This is a genomic window from Seonamhaeicola sp., from assembly GCF_028281565.1.
In the GTDB taxonomy this organism is placed as follows: Bacteria; Bacteroidota; Bacteroidia; order Flavobacteriales; family Flavobacteriaceae; genus Seonamhaeicola.
The window spans coordinates 124,801-143,603 of record NZ_JANQJQ010000025.1 but is presented as its reverse complement, the minus strand read 5'-3'; the positions used below and the strand labels follow the sequence as shown (position 1 = coordinate 143,603).

15 protein-coding genes are annotated in these 18,803 nt (G+C 38.8%); 13 read left to right on the top strand and 2 right to left on the bottom strand.

Annotated features, from left to right (window positions below):
* Positions 1-305: 305 nt before the first annotated feature.
* Complete coding sequence (locus Q0983_RS12615) at positions 306-1,778, bottom strand: DUF1501 domain-containing protein (protein WP_299553730.1); 1,473 nt, start codon at positions 1,776-1,778, stop codon at positions 306-308.
* A 5-nt stretch (positions 1,779-1,783) separates the two neighbouring features.
* Complete coding sequence (locus Q0983_RS12610; protein WP_299553728.1) at positions 1,784-4,471, bottom strand: PSD1 and planctomycete cytochrome C domain-containing protein; 2,688 nt, start codon at positions 4,469-4,471, stop codon at positions 1,784-1,786.
* Positions 4,472-4,667: 196 nt separating this feature from the next.
* Here Q0983_RS12610 and Q0983_RS12605 point away from each other — a divergent pair, with 196 nt between their 5' ends.
* The 13 genes from Q0983_RS12605 (at position 4,668) to Q0983_RS12545 (ending at position 18,796) form a co-directional block, all read left to right on the top strand.
* The gene (locus tag Q0983_RS12605; protein WP_299553725.1) at positions 4,668-5,846 is read left to right on the top strand and encodes an acyl-CoA dehydrogenase family protein; all 1,179 of its coding nucleotides are present in this window, start codon (positions 4,668-4,670) and stop codon (positions 5,844-5,846) included.
* Positions 5,847-5,994: 148 nt separating this feature from the next.
* Entirely contained in the window at positions 5,995-9,495 is a 3,501-nt protein-coding gene (locus tag Q0983_RS12600; RefSeq protein WP_299553722.1) for a hypothetical protein, read from the top strand.
* A 164-nt stretch (positions 9,496-9,659) separates the two neighbouring features.
* On the top strand, positions 9,660-10,031 hold the full coding sequence (locus Q0983_RS12595; protein WP_299553719.1) for a hypothetical protein: 372 nt from the start codon (positions 9,660-9,662) through the stop codon (positions 10,029-10,031).
* Between the two features lie 178 nt (positions 10,032-10,209).
* Entirely contained in the window at positions 10,210-11,268 is a 1,059-nt protein-coding gene (locus tag Q0983_RS12590; protein WP_299553716.1) for a transporter, read from the top strand.
* A 172-nt stretch (positions 11,269-11,440) separates the two neighbouring features.
* Complete coding sequence (locus Q0983_RS12585) at positions 11,441-12,013, top strand: Crp/Fnr family transcriptional regulator (protein ID WP_299553713.1); 573 nt, start codon at positions 11,441-11,443, stop codon at positions 12,011-12,013.
* A 90-nt stretch (positions 12,014-12,103) separates the two neighbouring features.
* The gene (locus Q0983_RS12580; RefSeq protein WP_299553710.1) at positions 12,104-12,592 is read left to right on the top strand and encodes a heme-binding protein; all 489 of its coding nucleotides are present in this window, start codon (positions 12,104-12,106) and stop codon (positions 12,590-12,592) included.
* Positions 12,593-12,625: 33 nt separating this feature from the next.
* Positions 12,626-14,146, top strand: coding sequence for a Dabb family protein (locus Q0983_RS12575; protein ID WP_299553707.1), 1,521 nt, complete (start codon positions 12,626-12,628; stop codon positions 14,144-14,146).
* 99 nt (positions 14,147-14,245) lie between these two features.
* Complete coding sequence (locus Q0983_RS12570; RefSeq protein ID WP_299553705.1) at positions 14,246-14,965, top strand: 3-ketoacyl-ACP reductase; 720 nt, start codon at positions 14,246-14,248, stop codon at positions 14,963-14,965.
* Between the two features lie 99 nt (positions 14,966-15,064).
* Positions 15,065-15,811: an SGNH/GDSL hydrolase family protein gene (locus Q0983_RS12565; protein ID WP_299553702.1), complete on the top strand. Its 747-nt coding sequence runs from the start codon at positions 15,065-15,067 to the stop codon at positions 15,809-15,811.
* 35 nt (positions 15,812-15,846) lie between these two features.
* On the top strand, positions 15,847-16,746 hold the full coding sequence (locus Q0983_RS12560; RefSeq protein ID WP_299553699.1) for a metallophosphoesterase family protein: 900 nt from the start codon (positions 15,847-15,849) through the stop codon (positions 16,744-16,746).
* 29 nt (positions 16,747-16,775) lie between these two features.
* Entirely contained in the window at positions 16,776-17,570 is a 795-nt protein-coding gene (locus Q0983_RS12555; protein WP_299553696.1) for a DUF1853 family protein, read from the top strand.
* 106 nt (positions 17,571-17,676) lie between these two features.
* Positions 17,677-17,994, top strand: coding sequence for a hypothetical protein (locus tag Q0983_RS12550; RefSeq protein WP_299553693.1), 318 nt, complete (start codon positions 17,677-17,679; stop codon positions 17,992-17,994).
* 100 nt (positions 17,995-18,094) lie between these two features.
* Positions 18,095-18,796, top strand: a complete 702-nt coding sequence (locus tag Q0983_RS12545) for an ABC transporter ATP-binding protein (protein ID WP_299553690.1) — start codon at positions 18,095-18,097, stop codon at positions 18,794-18,796.
* Positions 18,797-18,803: the final 7 nt, after the last annotated feature.

Below are 18,803 nucleotides of genomic sequence, written 5' to 3'. Positions count from 1 at the left end.
TGATTCTATGCACTTTGTTCTGTCCTTTTAAATATAAGCTATTGCCTGTTGATGTTATGCTTCGATAAGCTCAGCATGACACAGAAAAGTAAATTTTAAATTTCAAAACGTAGAGTTGTACCTGCTTACTGAATACTGCAACTGCCTACTGAATTCCCTCGCAAAGGCGCAAAGACTCCAAACTATCATAAATACCAAATTCTAAAAAGAAAGGCCTAAATCCCAACCGCATCTTCCGTCTTTGGTCTTTGGTCTTCCGTCTTGGCTCTTTGTTCTTTGTTCTTTACTCTTACTCCTAAATTCCATTAAATTAACAGGTCTTTTACCACATGACCATGAACATCCGTTAACCTAAAGTCCCTGCCTTGAAAACCAAAAGTAAATTTCTCGTGATCAATGCCCAATTGATTTAAAATAGTAGCCTGAAGATCATGAACATGGACTCTATTTCTAATACCGTAATACCCGATCTCATCAGTTTCACCATAGGTAAAACCCTTTTTTATCCCGGCACCGGCCATCCAAACGGTATAGGCTTCGGTATGATGATCCCTGCCGCTAAACTTATTTTCAAAGCCTCCCCTGTTTTCTTTCATAGGGGTACGTCCAAACTCACTACCCCAGATGACCAATGTATCTTCCAATAGCCCACGTTGGTCCAGATCTTTGATTAAAGCGGTCATGGGTTTATCAATCTGTTTACATTTATCCACCAGTCCATGATTTAAAGAGGTTTCCGTATTGGTACCGTGCATGTCCCAGCCCCAATCATATAATTGCACAAAACGTACGCCTTGTTCCACCAATCTACGGGCCAATAAGCAGTTATTGGCAAACGATGAAACACCAGGCTTAGCACCGTACATCTCCTTAATATAATCCGATTCCCTGGAAACGTCCATAACGTCCGGCACAGACATTTGCATTTTAAAGGCCATTTCATACTGTGAAATTCTGGATAAGGTTTCATCATCATTAAACTCCTTATACTGCTTCTCGTTAATAGCTTTGATAGCATCTAAGGACATTTTTCTAATGTTTCTGCTCATGCCATTGGGATTAGAGACATACATGATGGGATCTCCCGAATTCCTGCACTGCACACCTTGATACTCTGATGGTAAAAATCCACTGCCCCAGGCATTTTTTCCGGAACTGGGGCTTTTTCCTCCTGATAGTAAAACCATATATCCCGGCAGGTTTTCATTTTCCGAACCCAATCCGTATGTGACCCAGGCTCCTATGCTGGGGCGCCCCGCAAGCGGACTCCCCGTTTGCACCAACAATTGCGCCGGGGCATGGTTGAATTGATCCGTATGCATGGTTTTAATAATCGTCACATCATCTACTACCTCTCTAAAATGTGGTAATAAATCAGAAATATAAGTTCCCGATTCGCCATATCTATTAAATCTATACTGAGGCCCTAACATCTTTGGAGTCCCTTGAATGAAGGCAAACTTTTTACCCTCCAACAGTGATTGCGGACAATCCAATCCATTAAGCTTCTCCAAATCCGGTTTATAATCAAACATCTCCAATTGGGATGGTGCTCCGGCCATATGCATATAAATAATCCGTTTAGCCTTTGCCGGAAAATGAGGTAGGTTATTAGGATTAAAACCCGAATTAACGGTATCATTCCCGCTAAAAACATATTGTGGCCCCATTAAAGATGCCAACATCATGCCTCCCAAACCCGTACTACATTGCTTCAGAAAGTGTCTTCTGGTGGTGTACTCAAGGTCCCGTTTACGTGCTTCGTTGAATAAATCCATAGTACTTAATTTTTTACAAGAAAGGCATCCATGTTCATCATGGCATTGGTCATAATAGTAAGCGTAGCCAATTCTATATTATCCGAGCCAACAAGCTGACGCGCTTCTTTTTTATTGGACGTATAATAAGCTTCGGTTTCTGAAAGCAGATCAGAAAAGACCTCAATATCTTTTTCTGCAATGGGTTTCCCCATAATTCTTTGGAATGCCTTACTTATTCTTTCCCCACTTTCCGTCTCCTGTTTTTGGATATCCCTGGCAATATTCACAGCCGCTTCAAAATACACAGGGTCGTTTAAGGTAACCAAGGCCTGAAGTGGTGTATTGGTATTTATTCTTCTGGACAAACAGACATTTCTGTTAGAGGCATCAAAACTAACAAAGGAAGGATACGGACTTGTACGCCTTAAATACGTATACAAACCACGCCTGTAAGCATCTGCTCCCTTACTGGTTTCCCAGGTATCATTACTATAAATAACGGACCATACGCCATCAGGCTGATAAGGCATCACACTGGGGCCATACATCTTATCACTTAATAAACCTGATACCAATAAGGCTTGATCCCGAATTTGTTCGGCGGAGAGCCGCTCCCTGGAACTTCTTCCCAACCATTGATTATAAGGGTCTTTTTGCTTAGCATCTTCGGTTATACGGGAACTTTGTTTATAGGTGGATGACAGCACAATATGCTTTAATAATGTTTTCACACTCCAATTCCAATCCTCGGTAAAACGAATAGCCAACCAATCCAGAAGCTCCGGATGGGTAGGTTTATTGCCCAAAGCTCCAAAATCTTCAGAAGTAAGTACAATGCCCTTACCAAATAATTTGGCCCAGAACCTGTTTACCGTTACACGCCCTGTTAGGTGATTGTCCTCGCCAACCAGCCATTGTGCAAAATCCAGGCGGTTACTGAGAGCTATATTTTTTATATTAAACTGTTTTGGAACATCAGGAGATACGGTATCTGTTGGCACCAATCTATTGCCCCTGTCAAACACTTGGGTCGTCCTACTAAGCGGATCTGGTTTTGGAAACATAATCGGTGTTGTGCGCTCGGGTTCCTCTCCTAAAACCGCATCAATCTTATTATATATCTCAGTATATTTTTCGTCTTTCGTCCCAGGCAGTTTATAACCTATCAGTATGCCATTGAGTAAAAACCGATATTTTTCATCGTCACTTTGAAATTCAAAATAGAGATGGGCATTTTTAGATTCAGAGGCAATTGCCACAGGGATATTAACAAAATTCCAACTTTTGCCCAGCGTGGCTTCTCCCAGAATGGTCCCACTGGCATCGTTTTCTTTAATGACCACTTTTCCGGCAACAGGCCCTCGCTGACTGTAGTCCAGATACACCCGGTCTATAGTACTTAAGTCTAAATCTGTGATTTTAAAATGAGCCTTGTCATAGACGATCATAAAATCCTGATCCTGAGTATTTCTATGAGTGGCTTTGTATATTTCTTTATAATCTTCAGGCCTGATCATAGGCTCCTGAATACGTATAAAATGTTCCCATTTATTGGCTTCTTCTGCATTAGAAACCTGCGCCACCCATGCTTTAACCGCTTCTATTTTTTTCTGATTGATAGCATCATAATCTCTGTATAGCGGTTCATCAAGTGGGCCGTCCCAATCTAAAGTATTATTAAAAAACGCTAATGAGGTATAATAGTCTTTATGAACAATAGGGTCGTAGGGATGGCTATGACATTGCACGCAGCTCATGGTGGTAGACTGCCAAACTTCCCAGGTAGTATTCACCCGATCCATTAAAGCGGCTATTCTGAATTCTTCATTTTCCGTGCCGCCTTCACTATTTTCCATAGTGTTCCTGTGGAAGGCCGTAGCTATATATTGATCCTTGCTTGGATCAGGAAGCAAGTCTCCAGCGAGTTGTTCAATGGTGAAGGTATCAAACGGCATATCCTTATTAAAGGCCTTTATAACCCAATCCCTGTATTGCCAAATTTTCCTTTTCCGATCCTTTTCATAGCCTCTGGAATCGGCAAATCGCGCCAAATCCAACCACATACTGGCCCAATGTTCTCCGAACCTGGGTGATGCGAGGAGCGAATCGACCATATTCACATATTTGTCTTCAGAATTGTCCTGTATAAACGCCTCAACTTGTTCTGTGGTTGGCGGCAAACCGATGAGATCCAGATAGACTCTTCTTACCAGATCGTATGGGTTAGCTTCCTCGTTCGGGCTAAGGCCATGCATCTTCAGTTTATCAAAAATAAAAGCATCAATACCGTTGCTTCCCCAATCGGTTTTGGAAACAGGTAACGGCTGTTCTTTGGGTTCTAAATAAGCCCAATGTTCCTCCCATTCGGCACCCTGTTCTACCCATTTGGTAAGGATTTCGATCTCCTCCTGGGTTAAAGGCGCTTCTTCCGGAGGCATTCTCAGTTCAGGATCAGCATGAGTAATCCTTTTGATCATCTCACTTTTTCCGGGCCTTCCGGGAACAATACCCTTTTTACCGCTTTTGGTTTCACCCAGCGCATTGTCCCTAAAAACCAAACCAAAGCCACCGGATTGCTTAACACCGCCATGGCAACTAATACATTTTTTATTAAGTATAGGGCGCACGTGTTCATTGAACCCTATGTTCTCTTCATGGCAAGAGTACAAGGCCAGTATAATAAAAGCCCATAAAAATTTATGTGATTTCATGTTTAGTTGATTCCTGCCAGTTGCGTTTAAACACCGTACAAGCCCCTATAAAGTTACTATTTCTTTGTACATATATTAGGGTAAGCAAAGTTTGCATGGAAAATGCATATGTTAAATTAAATAATTCTCAAAAAACACTGTTTTCAATTAATTATTTTCAATAAATTTGCCATAAACATGAATAATCTTAAAACCTATGAAGCCAGATTTATTCGAAGCACCAGACTATTACAACTTAGACGAACTCCTTTCTGACGAACATAAATTAGTCCGCGACGCCAGCCGCGAATGGGTAAAGCGTGAGGTATCGCCCATCATTGAAGACTATGCTCAAAAAGCGGAGTTCCCCACCCAGATCATAAAGGGTTTAGCTGAGATTGGGGCGTTTGGTCCTTATATCCCGGCGGAATATGGTGGTGCCGGTTTAGACCAGATCTCATATGGTTTGATCATGCAGGAAATAGAACGCGGCGATTCGGGCATTCGTTCTACTGCTTCGGTACAATCCTCCCTGGTCATGTATCCTATTTGGAAATATGGCACGGAGGAACAACGCCAAAAGTACCTGCCAAAATTAGCTTCCGGCGAATGGATGGGATGCTTCGGTTTAACAGAACCGGATCATGGCAGTAACCCCGGTGGTATGGTAACCAACTTTAAAGATATGGGGGATCATTACCTGTTAAACGGTGCTAAAATGTGGATTAGCAATGCCCCTTTTGCACAGGTTGCTATTGTTTGGGCAAAAAATGAGGAGGACAGAATTCATGGCCTCATTGTGGAACGCGGTATGGAAGGGTTTACAACGCCTGAAACACATAATAAGTGGTCGTTGCGAGCCTCCGCTACCGGAGAACTTATTTTTGACAATGTCAAAGTGCCTAAAGAAAACCTCTTACCTAATAAGTCCGGGTTAGGGGCACCGTTGGGTTGTTTAGACTCGGCGCGTTACGGCATTGCCTGGGGAGCTATCGGTGCTGCTATGGATTGCTACGATACGGCCCTTCGATATAGTAAAGAGCGTATTCAATTTGACAAGCCTATTGGCCAGTTTCAATTGCAGCAAAAAAAATTGGCTGAAATGATCACAGAGATCACCAAAGCACAACTCTTAACCTGGCGCTTGGGCGTCCTGCGAAATGACGGTAAAGCCACCTCAGCACAGATCTCTATGGCCAAACGCAATAATGTGGATATGGCTTTAAACATTGCCCGGGAAGCGCGCCAGATTTTAGGCGGTATGGGCATTACAGGTGAGTACAGTATCATGCGCCATATGATGAACCTGGAAAGTGTGATCACCTACGAAGGGACACATGACATTCATTTACTCATTACCGGATTAGATATTACGGGATTGAATGCTTTTAAGTAAACGTTTTTAACTTTACTTTTTACGCAAACGTTTTCTTAAAAAATATACTGGTAACATGACTTTTGACAGGTTTTTTAAGAGATTCTGGTGCTAACTTTGTCCTATTATTTCATAAAAGGATATGAGCAACCATCAAAGCTAGAGAATCATGAAAACATCAAGAAAAGACACCATCCAGTTCATTAACATGCAATTAGCATCTATTGGACAACCTATCTTCAAAGACAAAGAAGACAGCACGGAAAAATTTTGTGACCCCAAATTTGAAGAATTAACCAATGGGTTAATCAGGAACATTCAGGAGAAATCAAGGCTTTTAGCCGATCATCTTTCACCTGCAGATACCAGGATTCAAAATTTCATCAACAACTATTTAAAAGATGTTCCCTTTGACAAATCCTATACCCTTCCAAATAACACCCTTGTCCTTTCTAAAAAAGGTCAGGCCCGGGAAGCCAGTTTACCACCGGACGGAAATTCATTCCAAAGTGATCTGGTAAACTCTAAACGCCTTAAACAAGGGATCTTAAATAATCCGTTACATGACAAAAGAACCACCAAAGGAACGTTTCATATTGTAGAAGGTGATTTACCGGTACCGCTAGATAAAAAAGAAGTGCCTAAAATTGTATTAGCACATTTTATCAATGCCGCTTTTAATGCCCCGGACGATTTAAAAGTGTTACCATTTACCGCCAACCAGGAAGACAAGGCCAAAGTCATGGTATCCATGTTATTAAGGCCAACCGTTTGTCCGGAAGTAAAAGGTGTTGTTAAAAAGAAATCTTTGGAAGTTCGCTTTTTTGCCCCCGGAAACTTGGTAAGTAACTTAGACTTTGTTGAAAATATCTTTGGAAATGCCGGCAACCCATATTTAGCTGAAAACGATGCTGCTTTAGATACGGAGCATTGGACAGGGCATTCAGGATGTATTATATTGGCTCCTCACCTTAAGACTTTCAAGAAGAAAGATTTAGGCTTACCGCATTATGATGACGCTACAGAACGTCAAAGAAAAGACGGTATGTGCTGGAAGGATAAAAATGAACTTTATAATGACGGTGGCGCTTTTAAATTAACTTGTAGAGATGAAAGTGGTGTGGTAGTGACATTAATTGCTGATAACTACTACGGATATTCTAAAAAAGAGATCAAAACCCAAATAAGTTATTCCGCTAACTTATATGGTGGACTGGAAGAAGAACATGCCGGTGGTGCCATTGCCTATGCCAGACGTATCATGGGTGATACCGTAAATGGCCAGGATTATGCCGATAGCTACGGGTTAGACCATACTTTTGAAGATGTTAAAACCTTATTAGCAGATAGAATAGACGTATTCCCTGAAAACTATGCGGTAGATAAAAAATATCCGAACATAGTTTATGTACCGGAAACGGCCTATTTCAATATTAATAAAAACAATATTAGCTGGAAGTATAATGGCAAAAAACAAAAATTAACCTTGTCGCCATTTAAAACCTATGTGCATCCTACAGGTAATAAGTTAAGATTGGAAAAACACCCAACTATTAACCTGTGGCGTATGGTTGAAACTTACCCGGAAGGTATCTTCTGCCATAAACCATGTACGGTTTCCGGTGGTGGTAAGTCAGAGATTTCAAAGTCCATGCAAAATGCCATTACCTATAGTACATTCAACATTCACAATATAGAAGAGGATTTCAAAAAAGCCGATGAGATCATTGAATTTGATTACTCTACAAGATGGAAAGTAAAAGATCCTAACAGACCTAAGTCCAGATCCTTCTTAAGTGAAAAAAGAACTTTAGGTTCTGTTGTAAAATTACTGACGCCATCTGATGAAAACTCAGATGAATTCAATGAGTGGTTAGAAAACATTCCGGTTCATATCCGCTCCCTGGTACTATTTGTAAAACGTTTATTCAGACAAGCGCATGGTGCCGACCTTAACTGGAAAGATATGATGTCTGTAGAGATCATTAACGGTGTAAAAGGAACCAAGTTGATTTACAATAACAACCCGGTAGTTGGTAGTTACGTTCGTATCGGATTTAACCAGCAAGGCACCTGGATGCTTAATAAGTTACGTTCGGACTTTTCCGCAAGTGAAAAAATCCAGACCGAAGACGATATTTCAGCATCTATAACATTGCCCAGAGCAGAGCTTAAGGATTTAAATCCGGAGTATACTAATCCTAGTGTAAAAGTATTGATTAACTGTGAGGCGCACTTGTTCCAAAGACCGGATGAAGCCATCGTAAGAGGTTATGATAAGGGCGCTGAGTTAGATATTATTTCAGATGGCAGATTCCTGACCAACTACGAAATGTTGACCAAACAAGATGCCATTGCTATCTACGAAGACACTATTAATTTTGATAAGTACACGCAACCGGTTAAAGATTTCATCCTGGACATTATTAATAATGAAGATGACGATATTCAGTTTGTATTACCATCGCACCCAAGAATCATTGAAGATGGTTTACCAACTAAAAACCCACGTTATCTGGAACCAAATAGATTCTATAATGAAAACGAAGCGTCTTATACATCTGATATAGGCGTACGTTTACATAGAAAAATTAAACCTGAAGACCCTGTAATTCACGTAGTGAATGCTGTGCTTCCCGGTAGAAGAAACAACCCTGTAGACAGAGTAAATGGTATTAGACCATTAGCGGTTTACAACCCGATTCACTACCAGGAAACTCCAGAGTTGTTTATGGACTTTGTTTGTAGTTTAACGGGTAAGTCTCCTTCTACAACCGGAGCCGGTTCTGAAGGAGCGCTTACCAAGGCACCATTTAATATGTTAACGCCTACTACAGACTTAAACAATGCCTTATTATCTCATATCCTTACGGAATCCAACGGATTTAGTACGGCAGCCGGATATGTGGGCGCAGAAAACAAGATAGATCATGACGTAAGTTTATTGATTCCGGAGATCTGGGCCAGAATGACACCTGAAGACAGAGATCCTAAAAACTTAATAGCTAATGGTTCTTTAGAAAAGCTGGAAGACTTTGAATATGAAGGACAAAAAGTATTGGCAAGTAGATTAGGTTACAGGATTACCAGAAGATTCGATCTGCTTTGTCTGAACCGTATCTTTGATGAGCCTACAGCGGTGTTTAGTGAACGTATGCTAAAACCTGAACTTCAGGGAATGGAAGATTATGTAGACGGTATCAACAATATAGTGGAAGCACAACAAAAAGTAGCCATTAATTATTTCAAAGATGGCAGTGTTGAAGCGGCTATTCCACCATTAAAAATATTGTTACATATTATGGCATATGGTGCGTACGAAGGTAAGGACATTAGCGATCCTGAATTACGTAAATATTTTGATAGAGACTATGTATTAAATAGTGATTGGTACAAAGAAAGGCTGGCCTTAAAGCAACAAAAGGACATTCGTTTCTACGAATCTCAAATGGCTTACCTGGAAGCTTATATTGCAGATTCCAACAACGGTGCTATAGTTGCCGAAATGGATCTTAACAACAGATTAGAAGCTGTTAAAGCGCTCCACGAAAAGGCGCAGACTAAAGCTTACTTAGACAGTTTAGTTGGAACGATTGGAGCCGACCCACTATTTAAAAAAACAACAAAATCTGAAAAGAATAGTAGTTTAGAGGAATTTCAATTGAACTAAAAGATCATGCTTTAGAATCATTGAAACTTCATAGCCGGTTTGAATTTAATAAGATTCTTACCGGCTATGTTGTATATTTCAAATGCTGTTTACAATCAAAAAGTAAATCATAAGTCATATAAAAATTTACATCTAATTTATATATTTGCCAAAATTTCTATTTTTTGCATAGAACCGCAGCCATATTCTTTGTGTTTTTGTACTTGACGGCCATGTTAAGACCTATTCAGCCTTGTCTTGAATATGTCTTAAATCAAGACTATATTGCCGAGTTTTTATGTATCAACAAAGACAAACCGGAACTGCAATGTCATGGTAAGTGCCACCTTGTAAAGGAAATTGAAAAACAACAAGAACAGGAGCCCATATCAGCTTTATCAGTGAATATGGAAAATTACCCTATCGGCTTTGTTGATATTATTCAATTGAAAATCCAAAAAAACTTCAGTCATTTAGATAGTCCCCACGATTCATATAGTCAATTGTACCATTTTGATTATTATCAAGACAAACTGCAACCACCTGAATTAATGTAATTATTTCCCATTTATATTTTATTTCTTCGGAAGCATTTCCGATAAGAAACCTTATTAATTACATCAAATTCAGAACACAATGAAACCGACATGTTTAAAATAATCATTAAGCATACAACAATGATTATTTTAAATATCAAAGGTTACATCTGAACATTCAAAACAATAAAACAAACAGATGAAAACTAAAATATTCATTGCAATGCTATGCGTTGCAACCACATTTACCTTTGCTCAACACGAGCACCACGAGCACCACAAGAATCACGACCATGGAAACGCAACAGATGATTCCTGGTCTTCAAGTCGTCCTGACGGCCACGCTCCTATTTCGGTTATGGGAGACCATGTACACCATAAAGGCGGCATTATGTTCTCTTACCGTTACATGACTATGGACATGAGACAACTAAGACAAGGCACTGATGATGTTACAAATGCTGCAGCCCATGCCAATTATATGGTGGCGCCTCAAGACATGATCATGAACATGCACATGTTAGGTGCCATGTACGCGCCATCGGACAAAATCACTTTGATGGTCATGGCAAACTACCTGGAAAACGACATGAACCTACAAATGCGCAGCGGGATGCGTTTTGCAACAAACACCAGTGGTTTAGGAGACATCACTGTAGGTGCATTGTACAGCTTATTCAATAAAAACAGACAAGCCATGCATGCCCAGGTAGCAGCAATCATTCCAACAGGAAGTATCGAAGCAAAAGATGTCACGCCCATGTCAATGGGTAATGCCGTACAGCTACCATACCCTATGCAATTGGGGACAGGCTCTTTTGGTGCTAAATTAGGATTGACCTATTTAGGACAATGTGATAAATTTTCCTGGGGACACCAGTTAACCGGTAATATCAACGTTAATGATAATGACCAGGATTATAAATTTGGCAATCAATACAAATTAAATAACTGGGTAGCTGCTAAGGCCGGAGATAATTTGAGCGTTTCAGTGAGGCTGGAAGGTGTTTTGATTGATGAAATTAACGGTACCAGTGATCTGCTGAATCCTATGATGGTCACTACTGCTGATATAGCAAATTCTGGTGGAACTTTTATTAATTCCGGATTCGGGTTAAACTATATTATTAACAACGGAAGTTTAAAAGGCTTACGCTTTGCTGCAGAATGCAGCACGCCTCTTTACCAGGATTTAAATGGTATTCAGTTAAAACAGAATTATAACTTAACTTTTGGATTGCAATATGCTTTGCACTAGGATGTAACTCATCAGATATTAATAAGGCTGCCTAAAAAGAACGAAGTACTGTCATTCTGAATTCATTTCAGGTTGACAAAACCCTATTTTTTAGGCAGCTTTTTTTTAAAATCATAGTTTCACATAACAAAACTATTATTTATACCTACTTTTGATTTATATCTAAATCCACATGCCTCACGATTCATTAAAGCAACATATCAAATCCATTATAGAAATCCCTTCACAGGATTTAGAGACTATAACCAGCTATTTTAAACCCACGGTTATCAGGAAAAAAGATTTTCTGCTTACCCAGGGAAGTATCTATAAATACGAAGGTTTTGTCATAGATGGTTGCTTTAGAATTTTTACCGTTGACAAAAAGGGTAACGAAAACACCCTCTATTTTGCAGCCAGGGATTGGTGGTTGATGGATATAGACAGCTTTATGAATCAAACGCCATCCCATTTAAATATTCAGGCTTTAGAGGACAGCGAAGTACTTTTAATAAGCAAAACCGATAAGTTAGCGCTTTATGAATCCCTTCCCATAGTGGAGAAACTTTTCAGAGTGATGTCACAAAAAGCGCTGGTCGCATGGCAACGCCGATTGATTAGAAATCATTGTCTCACTGCCAAAGAACGTTATCATTATTTTGCAAATACCTATCCCAATATTGCTTCAAAACTTACCGACAAACAAATTGCCAGCTATTTGGGCATTACGCATGAGTTTTTGAGTAAAATCAAAAAACAGTCTTAAATTCAGTTAATTTTTTATTGAGTTGAACTTGTTCAACTGTTTTTTCAGAATGGTTTGTAATTTTTGCATTGTAAAACAAAAAATGGAATTATGAACTTACTCAAACAAGTAAAAATTTGTGGCCTATTCGTAATGCTAACCGCATTATCAAATGTGGTGCAGGCCCAAATAGCTAACGACATCACCCAGGAAGAAGCATTAAAAGCCCTGTTGGCTGCCAAGGAAAATGCCGAAGCCTCTAATATATTGGTAAACATTGCCGTGGTTGATGCCGGAGCTAACCTAAAAGCGTTTATAAGAATGGACGAATCCTATTTAGGAAGCATTGATGTAGCCATTAAAAAAGCCAAAACAGCACGTTATTTTAATATTGACACGGGAAAATTGGGGGAATTAACACAACCGGGCGGTATTATATATAATATTGAATTAACCAATAATGGATTGGTGTCCTTTCCCGGGGGGTTACCCATAAAGAATAAGGAAGGTAAAATCATTGGAGCCATTGGCGTCAGTGGTGGTACCATAGATCAAGACCGAGCTATTGCTACAGTGGGCGCTCAATCCATTCTAGATTAATTAAATTTGATGAAGACTAAAACTATTAAGGACATGAAAAAAGGAATTTTCATTTTGGCATTATTATTATCGCAAATTGGCTTGGCCCAGGTGAATGATGATTTAATGCTTTACAGACAAGACTTTAAAAATATAGCTGGCAAAAACACAGTGTCTATTACAAGTTATGAAAAAGGTGGCTCCCACCTTGTATTTGTTGGTGGTGCCGGAAATGTAGATGTGTTCAGCCTGGACAAAAAAGGCATCCTGACTCCCATTAGTAATCATGAATTATATAAAGAGAAAGGACCTGCACGAGGTATGGTAGCTGATAATATTGGAGGCACCGACTTTCTTTTTGTAGCCAACAAATTCGGAAATGTTATTGAGACTTTTAAAATCCTGGACAATGGTTCTTTAGAACGCGCTGCTTTAATTGAGGACACAGAAGATATGCACCTTGCCGTGGGTATTACACTGCAGGTAATTCATATGAAAAAAGCATCATACCTTTTTGTTGGAGGGCTTGAAAGAGAAACTCCCGGATTAAGCAGTTTTAAAATTAATAATGACGGAAGCCTGACGCATGTACAGTCCATGAAAGATGATGACACCATACATACCGATGGTATCATAGGCATGTTTGTTCATAAAATTAAAGGAAAAACCTATTTATACACCAGCGGTTTTCAAGACAACGGCGTTAGTAGTTTTAGAGTTTATGAAAACGGCAAATTCAAAAACGTAAACAATATTAGTGATAACACCACAGATAGATATTTAACGGGCGCGTATCCTGTTACTGGTGTAACATTAGGAGGCAACCATTATGTTGTTGTAGGTCATAGACATCACAAATATTATAGTTATGCCCCAAAATTCATCAAAAGGAAAGACTTTGTTTATCATGGTGACGGCGTAAGCGTTTTTAAGGTAAACAACAGGGGAGCCCTGGTACCGCACTTTGTTTTAAAAGACGACGAGCATAATAAATTAAAGGGGCAAACAAGAATAGAAATTGTTTCAAATGACGGAAAGGAAGCCATCCTGGCAGTAGGTACCAGGGACGATGCTGCCATTCAGCTTTGTAAATTGAATGAAGACGGTATTTTGAGCCCAATAAACTACCTGGAAACAGGTTTTTCAATTTACTACGGATTAAGATCTCATAAAATTGGCGATGATAATTTCCTGATTGCAGGGTCTAACAGATTTGATTTTGGAAAAGTAGCCGCTTACAAAGTGGCTCCAAAGATCGATAGAGAAGGCAAGATTTTAAGACATATTGTAAACCTAAAATATAAGGAGGAAGCTACGCAGGCCCAAATAGATGAAGCCGTTGAAACGTTTTTAAACCTTAAAAATGAAATACCGGAAATAGCCAATATAGAATGGGGCGTTAATGACAGTACTGAAGGTCATAGTGACGGATTCACGCATTGTTTCACCTTAACATTCAATGATGAACACGCCAGGGAAATATACCTTTTCCATAAAGCCCACTTAGAACTGGTAAGCAAGGTAGGGCCCATTATTGGAGGCGTTTTGGTAATGGATTATTGGACAAAAAAATAATTAACCGGTTTAATCTTCCTGCAAAGTCTCTTTGGACCCTGTAGGTATAAATCACTAAAACTGAAATCCTGCAAGGTTAGGATTTAAAAAGAAAAAACAATGAGCAATTTAAAACATAAAAAGGCCATCATCACCGGTGGTGGCAGAGGGCTTGGAAAGGCCACAGCCATAGCATTTGCCAAAGAAGGCATTGATGTAGCCATAACCGGCAGAAACGAAACCGTTTTAAAAGCAACTGCAGCGGAATTAGAAGCCCTTGGAGTAAAAGCTATTTATTCGGTATTCGATGTGGGTCATTATGAACAGGTGAAATCAAGCATTAAAGATATTATAGACACTTTAGGAGGTGTTGATATCCTGGTCAATAATGCGGGCATTGCAGCCATTGGTTCTTTCAACGACATGCCGGTGGAACAATGGAGCGAAATGATTCAAACCAATGTTATGGGCATGTATTATGTCACCAAGGAAGTGTTGCCACATTTAATCGATCAGAATGGAGGCGATATCTTTAACGTGTCCTCTACAGCAGGGTTAAACGGAAATCCGAACATATCTGCCTATTGCGCTTCAAAATTCGCAGTTATAGGCATGTCCGAATCCTTAATGAAGGAAGTCCGTAAAAACAATATCAGAGTGATCACACTAACACCAAGCACTATTGAATCTGATATGACCATTGAATTAGGCATTGCAAAAGAAGGCTCTCATGAAAATGTGTTGCAACCGGAAGATTTTGCCGAATTAATAGTTTCAGGTTTAAAACTTCCAAGAAGGGCCATGATGAAAAGTGCCGCGTTGTGGTCCACAAACCCCTAACAAAATGTCATTCTAAAAATTGTAAAAGCGCTTCACTTGGAGGCGCTTTTTTGTTGCATTTTATGTTCCCCTACTAAAGTCGTATCTTTAAAAGAAAAAATGAAATTGAAAATCCGCTCATTTTGTGTGGCAATAACCTATTTTGTATTAGTTAGCTGCGCCTCAGATCAGCAACCTGATGCTTCAAGTCCGGATGACGACAATAGTATTCCTGAAGAAGCTTCAGGACCACCTTCCGATATAAAAATCCTCTCACTCGGTGATAGCTATACCATAGGCCAAAGCGTTTGTGAAACCTGCAGATTTCCGGAGCAACTCAAAGATAGTCTCCAAAGAATAGCAAGTATTAAGGAGGTTGACCTAAAAGTGATTGCAACAACAGGTTGGACAACTACCAGCTTGTTAAACGCAATAAACAATGAAAACCTTGATGAAGATTATGATTTATCTACCTTGTTAATCGGTGTAAATAACCAATTTCAACATAAGCCTTTCACTTTGTTTGAAGAAGAATTTCCCAAACTCGTTTCCGAAGCCATAAAATATTCAAAGGGCAAAAAAGAAAACCTTATCGTGGTATCCATTCCGGATTATGCCTTTACGCCTTTTGGGGGTGGTGAATCGTCCATATCAACAGATTTAGACAAATACAATGCGTTTATAGAAAACTACTGCCTGCAATATAGTATCACTTACATATATATAACAGACATTACAAGGAAGGGGTTTGAAAACCCGGATCTTGTAGCCAGCGATGGTCTGCACCCCTCTACTTTGGCATACAGCGAATTTGTAAGCCGAATGCTTCCTGAAGCCCTCAAAAAAATTGGTTATGTGACTGATTAATATTGTCTATATTAGCTTAAAGTAGACCACCAAACATGTTTTCATCAAAAAAGAGATTAGATCATGCCTATAAGCATGCCAAAGTCGTAGAATTTAATGACAACAGTAAGTTCATTTTATTTAGTGATTGTCACCGGGGTGATAACAGTTTCGCCGATGATTTTGCCAATAACCGCAACATCTACTTTCATGCTTTAAAGCATTATTATCAAGAAGGTTTTCAGTATTGTGAATTGGGTGACGGTGATGAACTTTGGGAAAACATATCGTTCACCTCCATTTTGCACGCTCATAAAAATGTGTTTATGCTCATGCGTGAATTTCACAAAGAACGTAAATTGCATATGATCTGGGGGAATCACGATATGGTATATCGAAACCCTAATTATGTAAAAAAACATTTGTCTACTTATTTTGATGCCAAAATTGGTGAAGAGGTGACCCTTTTTGGAGATATCACCTATAACGAAGCCATTATTTTAAAACACGCTGATTCCGGACAAGAACTATTTTTAACACATGGACACCAAGCCGATTGGTGGAACTTTTTGTTTTGGAAATGGAGTCGGTTTTTAGTTCGGATCTTATGGAAACCCCTAAACGTTATGGGCATTGCAGACCCTACCAGTCCGGCAAAGAATTACAAAGAGCTTATTAAGGTGGAACGACGCGCCAAAAAATGGATCGCCGATAACAATAACCTATTGACCATTTTTGGTCATACGCATCGGCCTCGTTTTCCGGAACCGGGCGATATTGCTTTTTTTAATGACGGAAGCTGTGTACACCCAAGAAGTATTACCGGTTTGGAAATTGAAAACGGATCTATTTCATTAATCAAATGGCATATTGCCACCAAGGATGATGGGACCTTGCAAATTGTCAGAACTTTATTGGAAGGGCCTCAAAAGTTGATGAATTATAGAACCGAATAACTAAAACTTCACGTTTACAAAGCAAAAACATGCTCCAAAAAAGATACGAAGGCTTTTTAAAAACACCCTGTTTATGGCAAAATGATGTAGTTTATAACTTGAAGCCATTTGAAATTGAATCGTATGCTTCTAAAATTGATATGCATACTGATGATAACCTGCGATTGGGAAAATACATAGAACGGTTTGTCTCTTTTGAACTTAGTAAAAATGATACTGTTTCTGTTATAGCTGAGAACATTCAAATTCAGGAGAAACAAATTACTTTAGGCGAACTGGATTGCTTGTTATTAAAAGATAACAAGCCAGTTCATTTAGAAATCGTCTATAAATTTTATGTATACGATGCCACCGTTGGCACTTCTGAAATAGGCCATTTCATTGGCCCCAACAGAAAAGATTCTTTAATCGAAAAATTAGTAAAACTTAAAGAAAAACAGTTGCCGCTGCTTTATTCTAATGCCTGCGAGCCTTACTTGGAAAAGTTTGATCTAAAAGCCGAAAACATTTCCCAGCAAGTTTATTTTAAAGCCCAATTATTTCTGCCATACGGTAACCAAAATATTCAACTTAAAACATTGAATAGCGATTGTATTGTTGGTTTTTATATTCCCAAAAATGAACTAAAAGCATTCGCGGATTGTAAATTCCATATACCTGTTAAAAAAGACTGGTTAGTAGTTCCGCATGCTAATGTGAATTGGCTAAACTTTAATGATTTTAGGGTCATAGCTAAAAACTTCCTGGGTCAAAAATTTTCGCCCTTATGTTGGGTAAAATTTAAAAACGGCGACATAAAAAAAATGTTCCTGGTTTGGTGGTAGTAACCTTTATTGAGTTTTTAATAAGGGTAAAGTGTTTTATTTACGTCTATACTAATAGAGACCATCAATCAAATCAAAACACCTAAAAAAACAATACTTTTGTACTGTGAATCACAAACTTAAAAATAGCTTTTATGCATCTGTGTTGGGTATTACATTCCTAGCCAATGTTGTAAATTTTCACTTCTTTATACATCTTTTTGAAGGAGATGAGCATGCTTTTGTAGAATGTGATTACTGTGCGCATATTGTTCAGCAAAAAGACCAGCTTAATTTTACGTTACCACCTTTTTACGCTGAACTAAAAAATATCATAGAACATACTACAGACAGACGGTATAACCCTATACTTGAAAGAGTTAAAAAAACAATCATAACCGATTATTTTTTTAACAAACCGCCTCCTGCTCCGTTGAGCATCTAGAAATTTTCAAAAAACACTTTATAAATAATGCCTCATTACTTGTTTAATGGAGGTATAGACTTATTTATAAACTTTTATCAATATTCATAATTTATTAGCTATGATTACAACAACTAATCTTACAAAAAAATATGGTGATTTTACCGCTTTAAACAACTTGAACCTTGATATAAAACCTGGAGAAATATATTGCTTATTAGGTGCTAATGGCGCAGGAAAAAGTACCACCATTAATTTGTTGCTCAATTTTATACAGCCCACTTCCGGAACCGCTTTAATAAATAATATAGATGTTACCAGGCAACCATTAGAAACTAAAAAGTACTTAGCTTACATACCGGAGAACCTTATGTTATACCCTTCATTAACTGCGCTGGAAAACCTTGATTATTTTTCAGGAATTGCCGGTAAAAGCCTGAATAAAAATACTATGGAAAGCTTTTTGGAAGAAGCCGGGCTACAAAAAGAAGCTTTTAATAAAAAAATTAAGGCTTTCTCTAAAGGCATGCGTCAAAAAGTGGGTATTGCCATTGCACTGGCCAAAGATGCGAAGCTGTTATTGCTGGACGAACCCACTTCTGGCCTGGACCCTAAAGCCGGTAATGAATTTGGAATGCTCTTAAAAAATTTAAAGCTAAAAGGTGTGGCTATATTAATGGCTACCCACGATATTTTTAGAGCCAAAGAAATTGCTACACATATAGGCATTATGAAACATGGTGTTTTAAAGCATCAGTTTAAAGCAAATGATCTATCACTTGCTGAATTAGAAAAACACTATCTGGAAACTATGAACTACTAAACCTGTT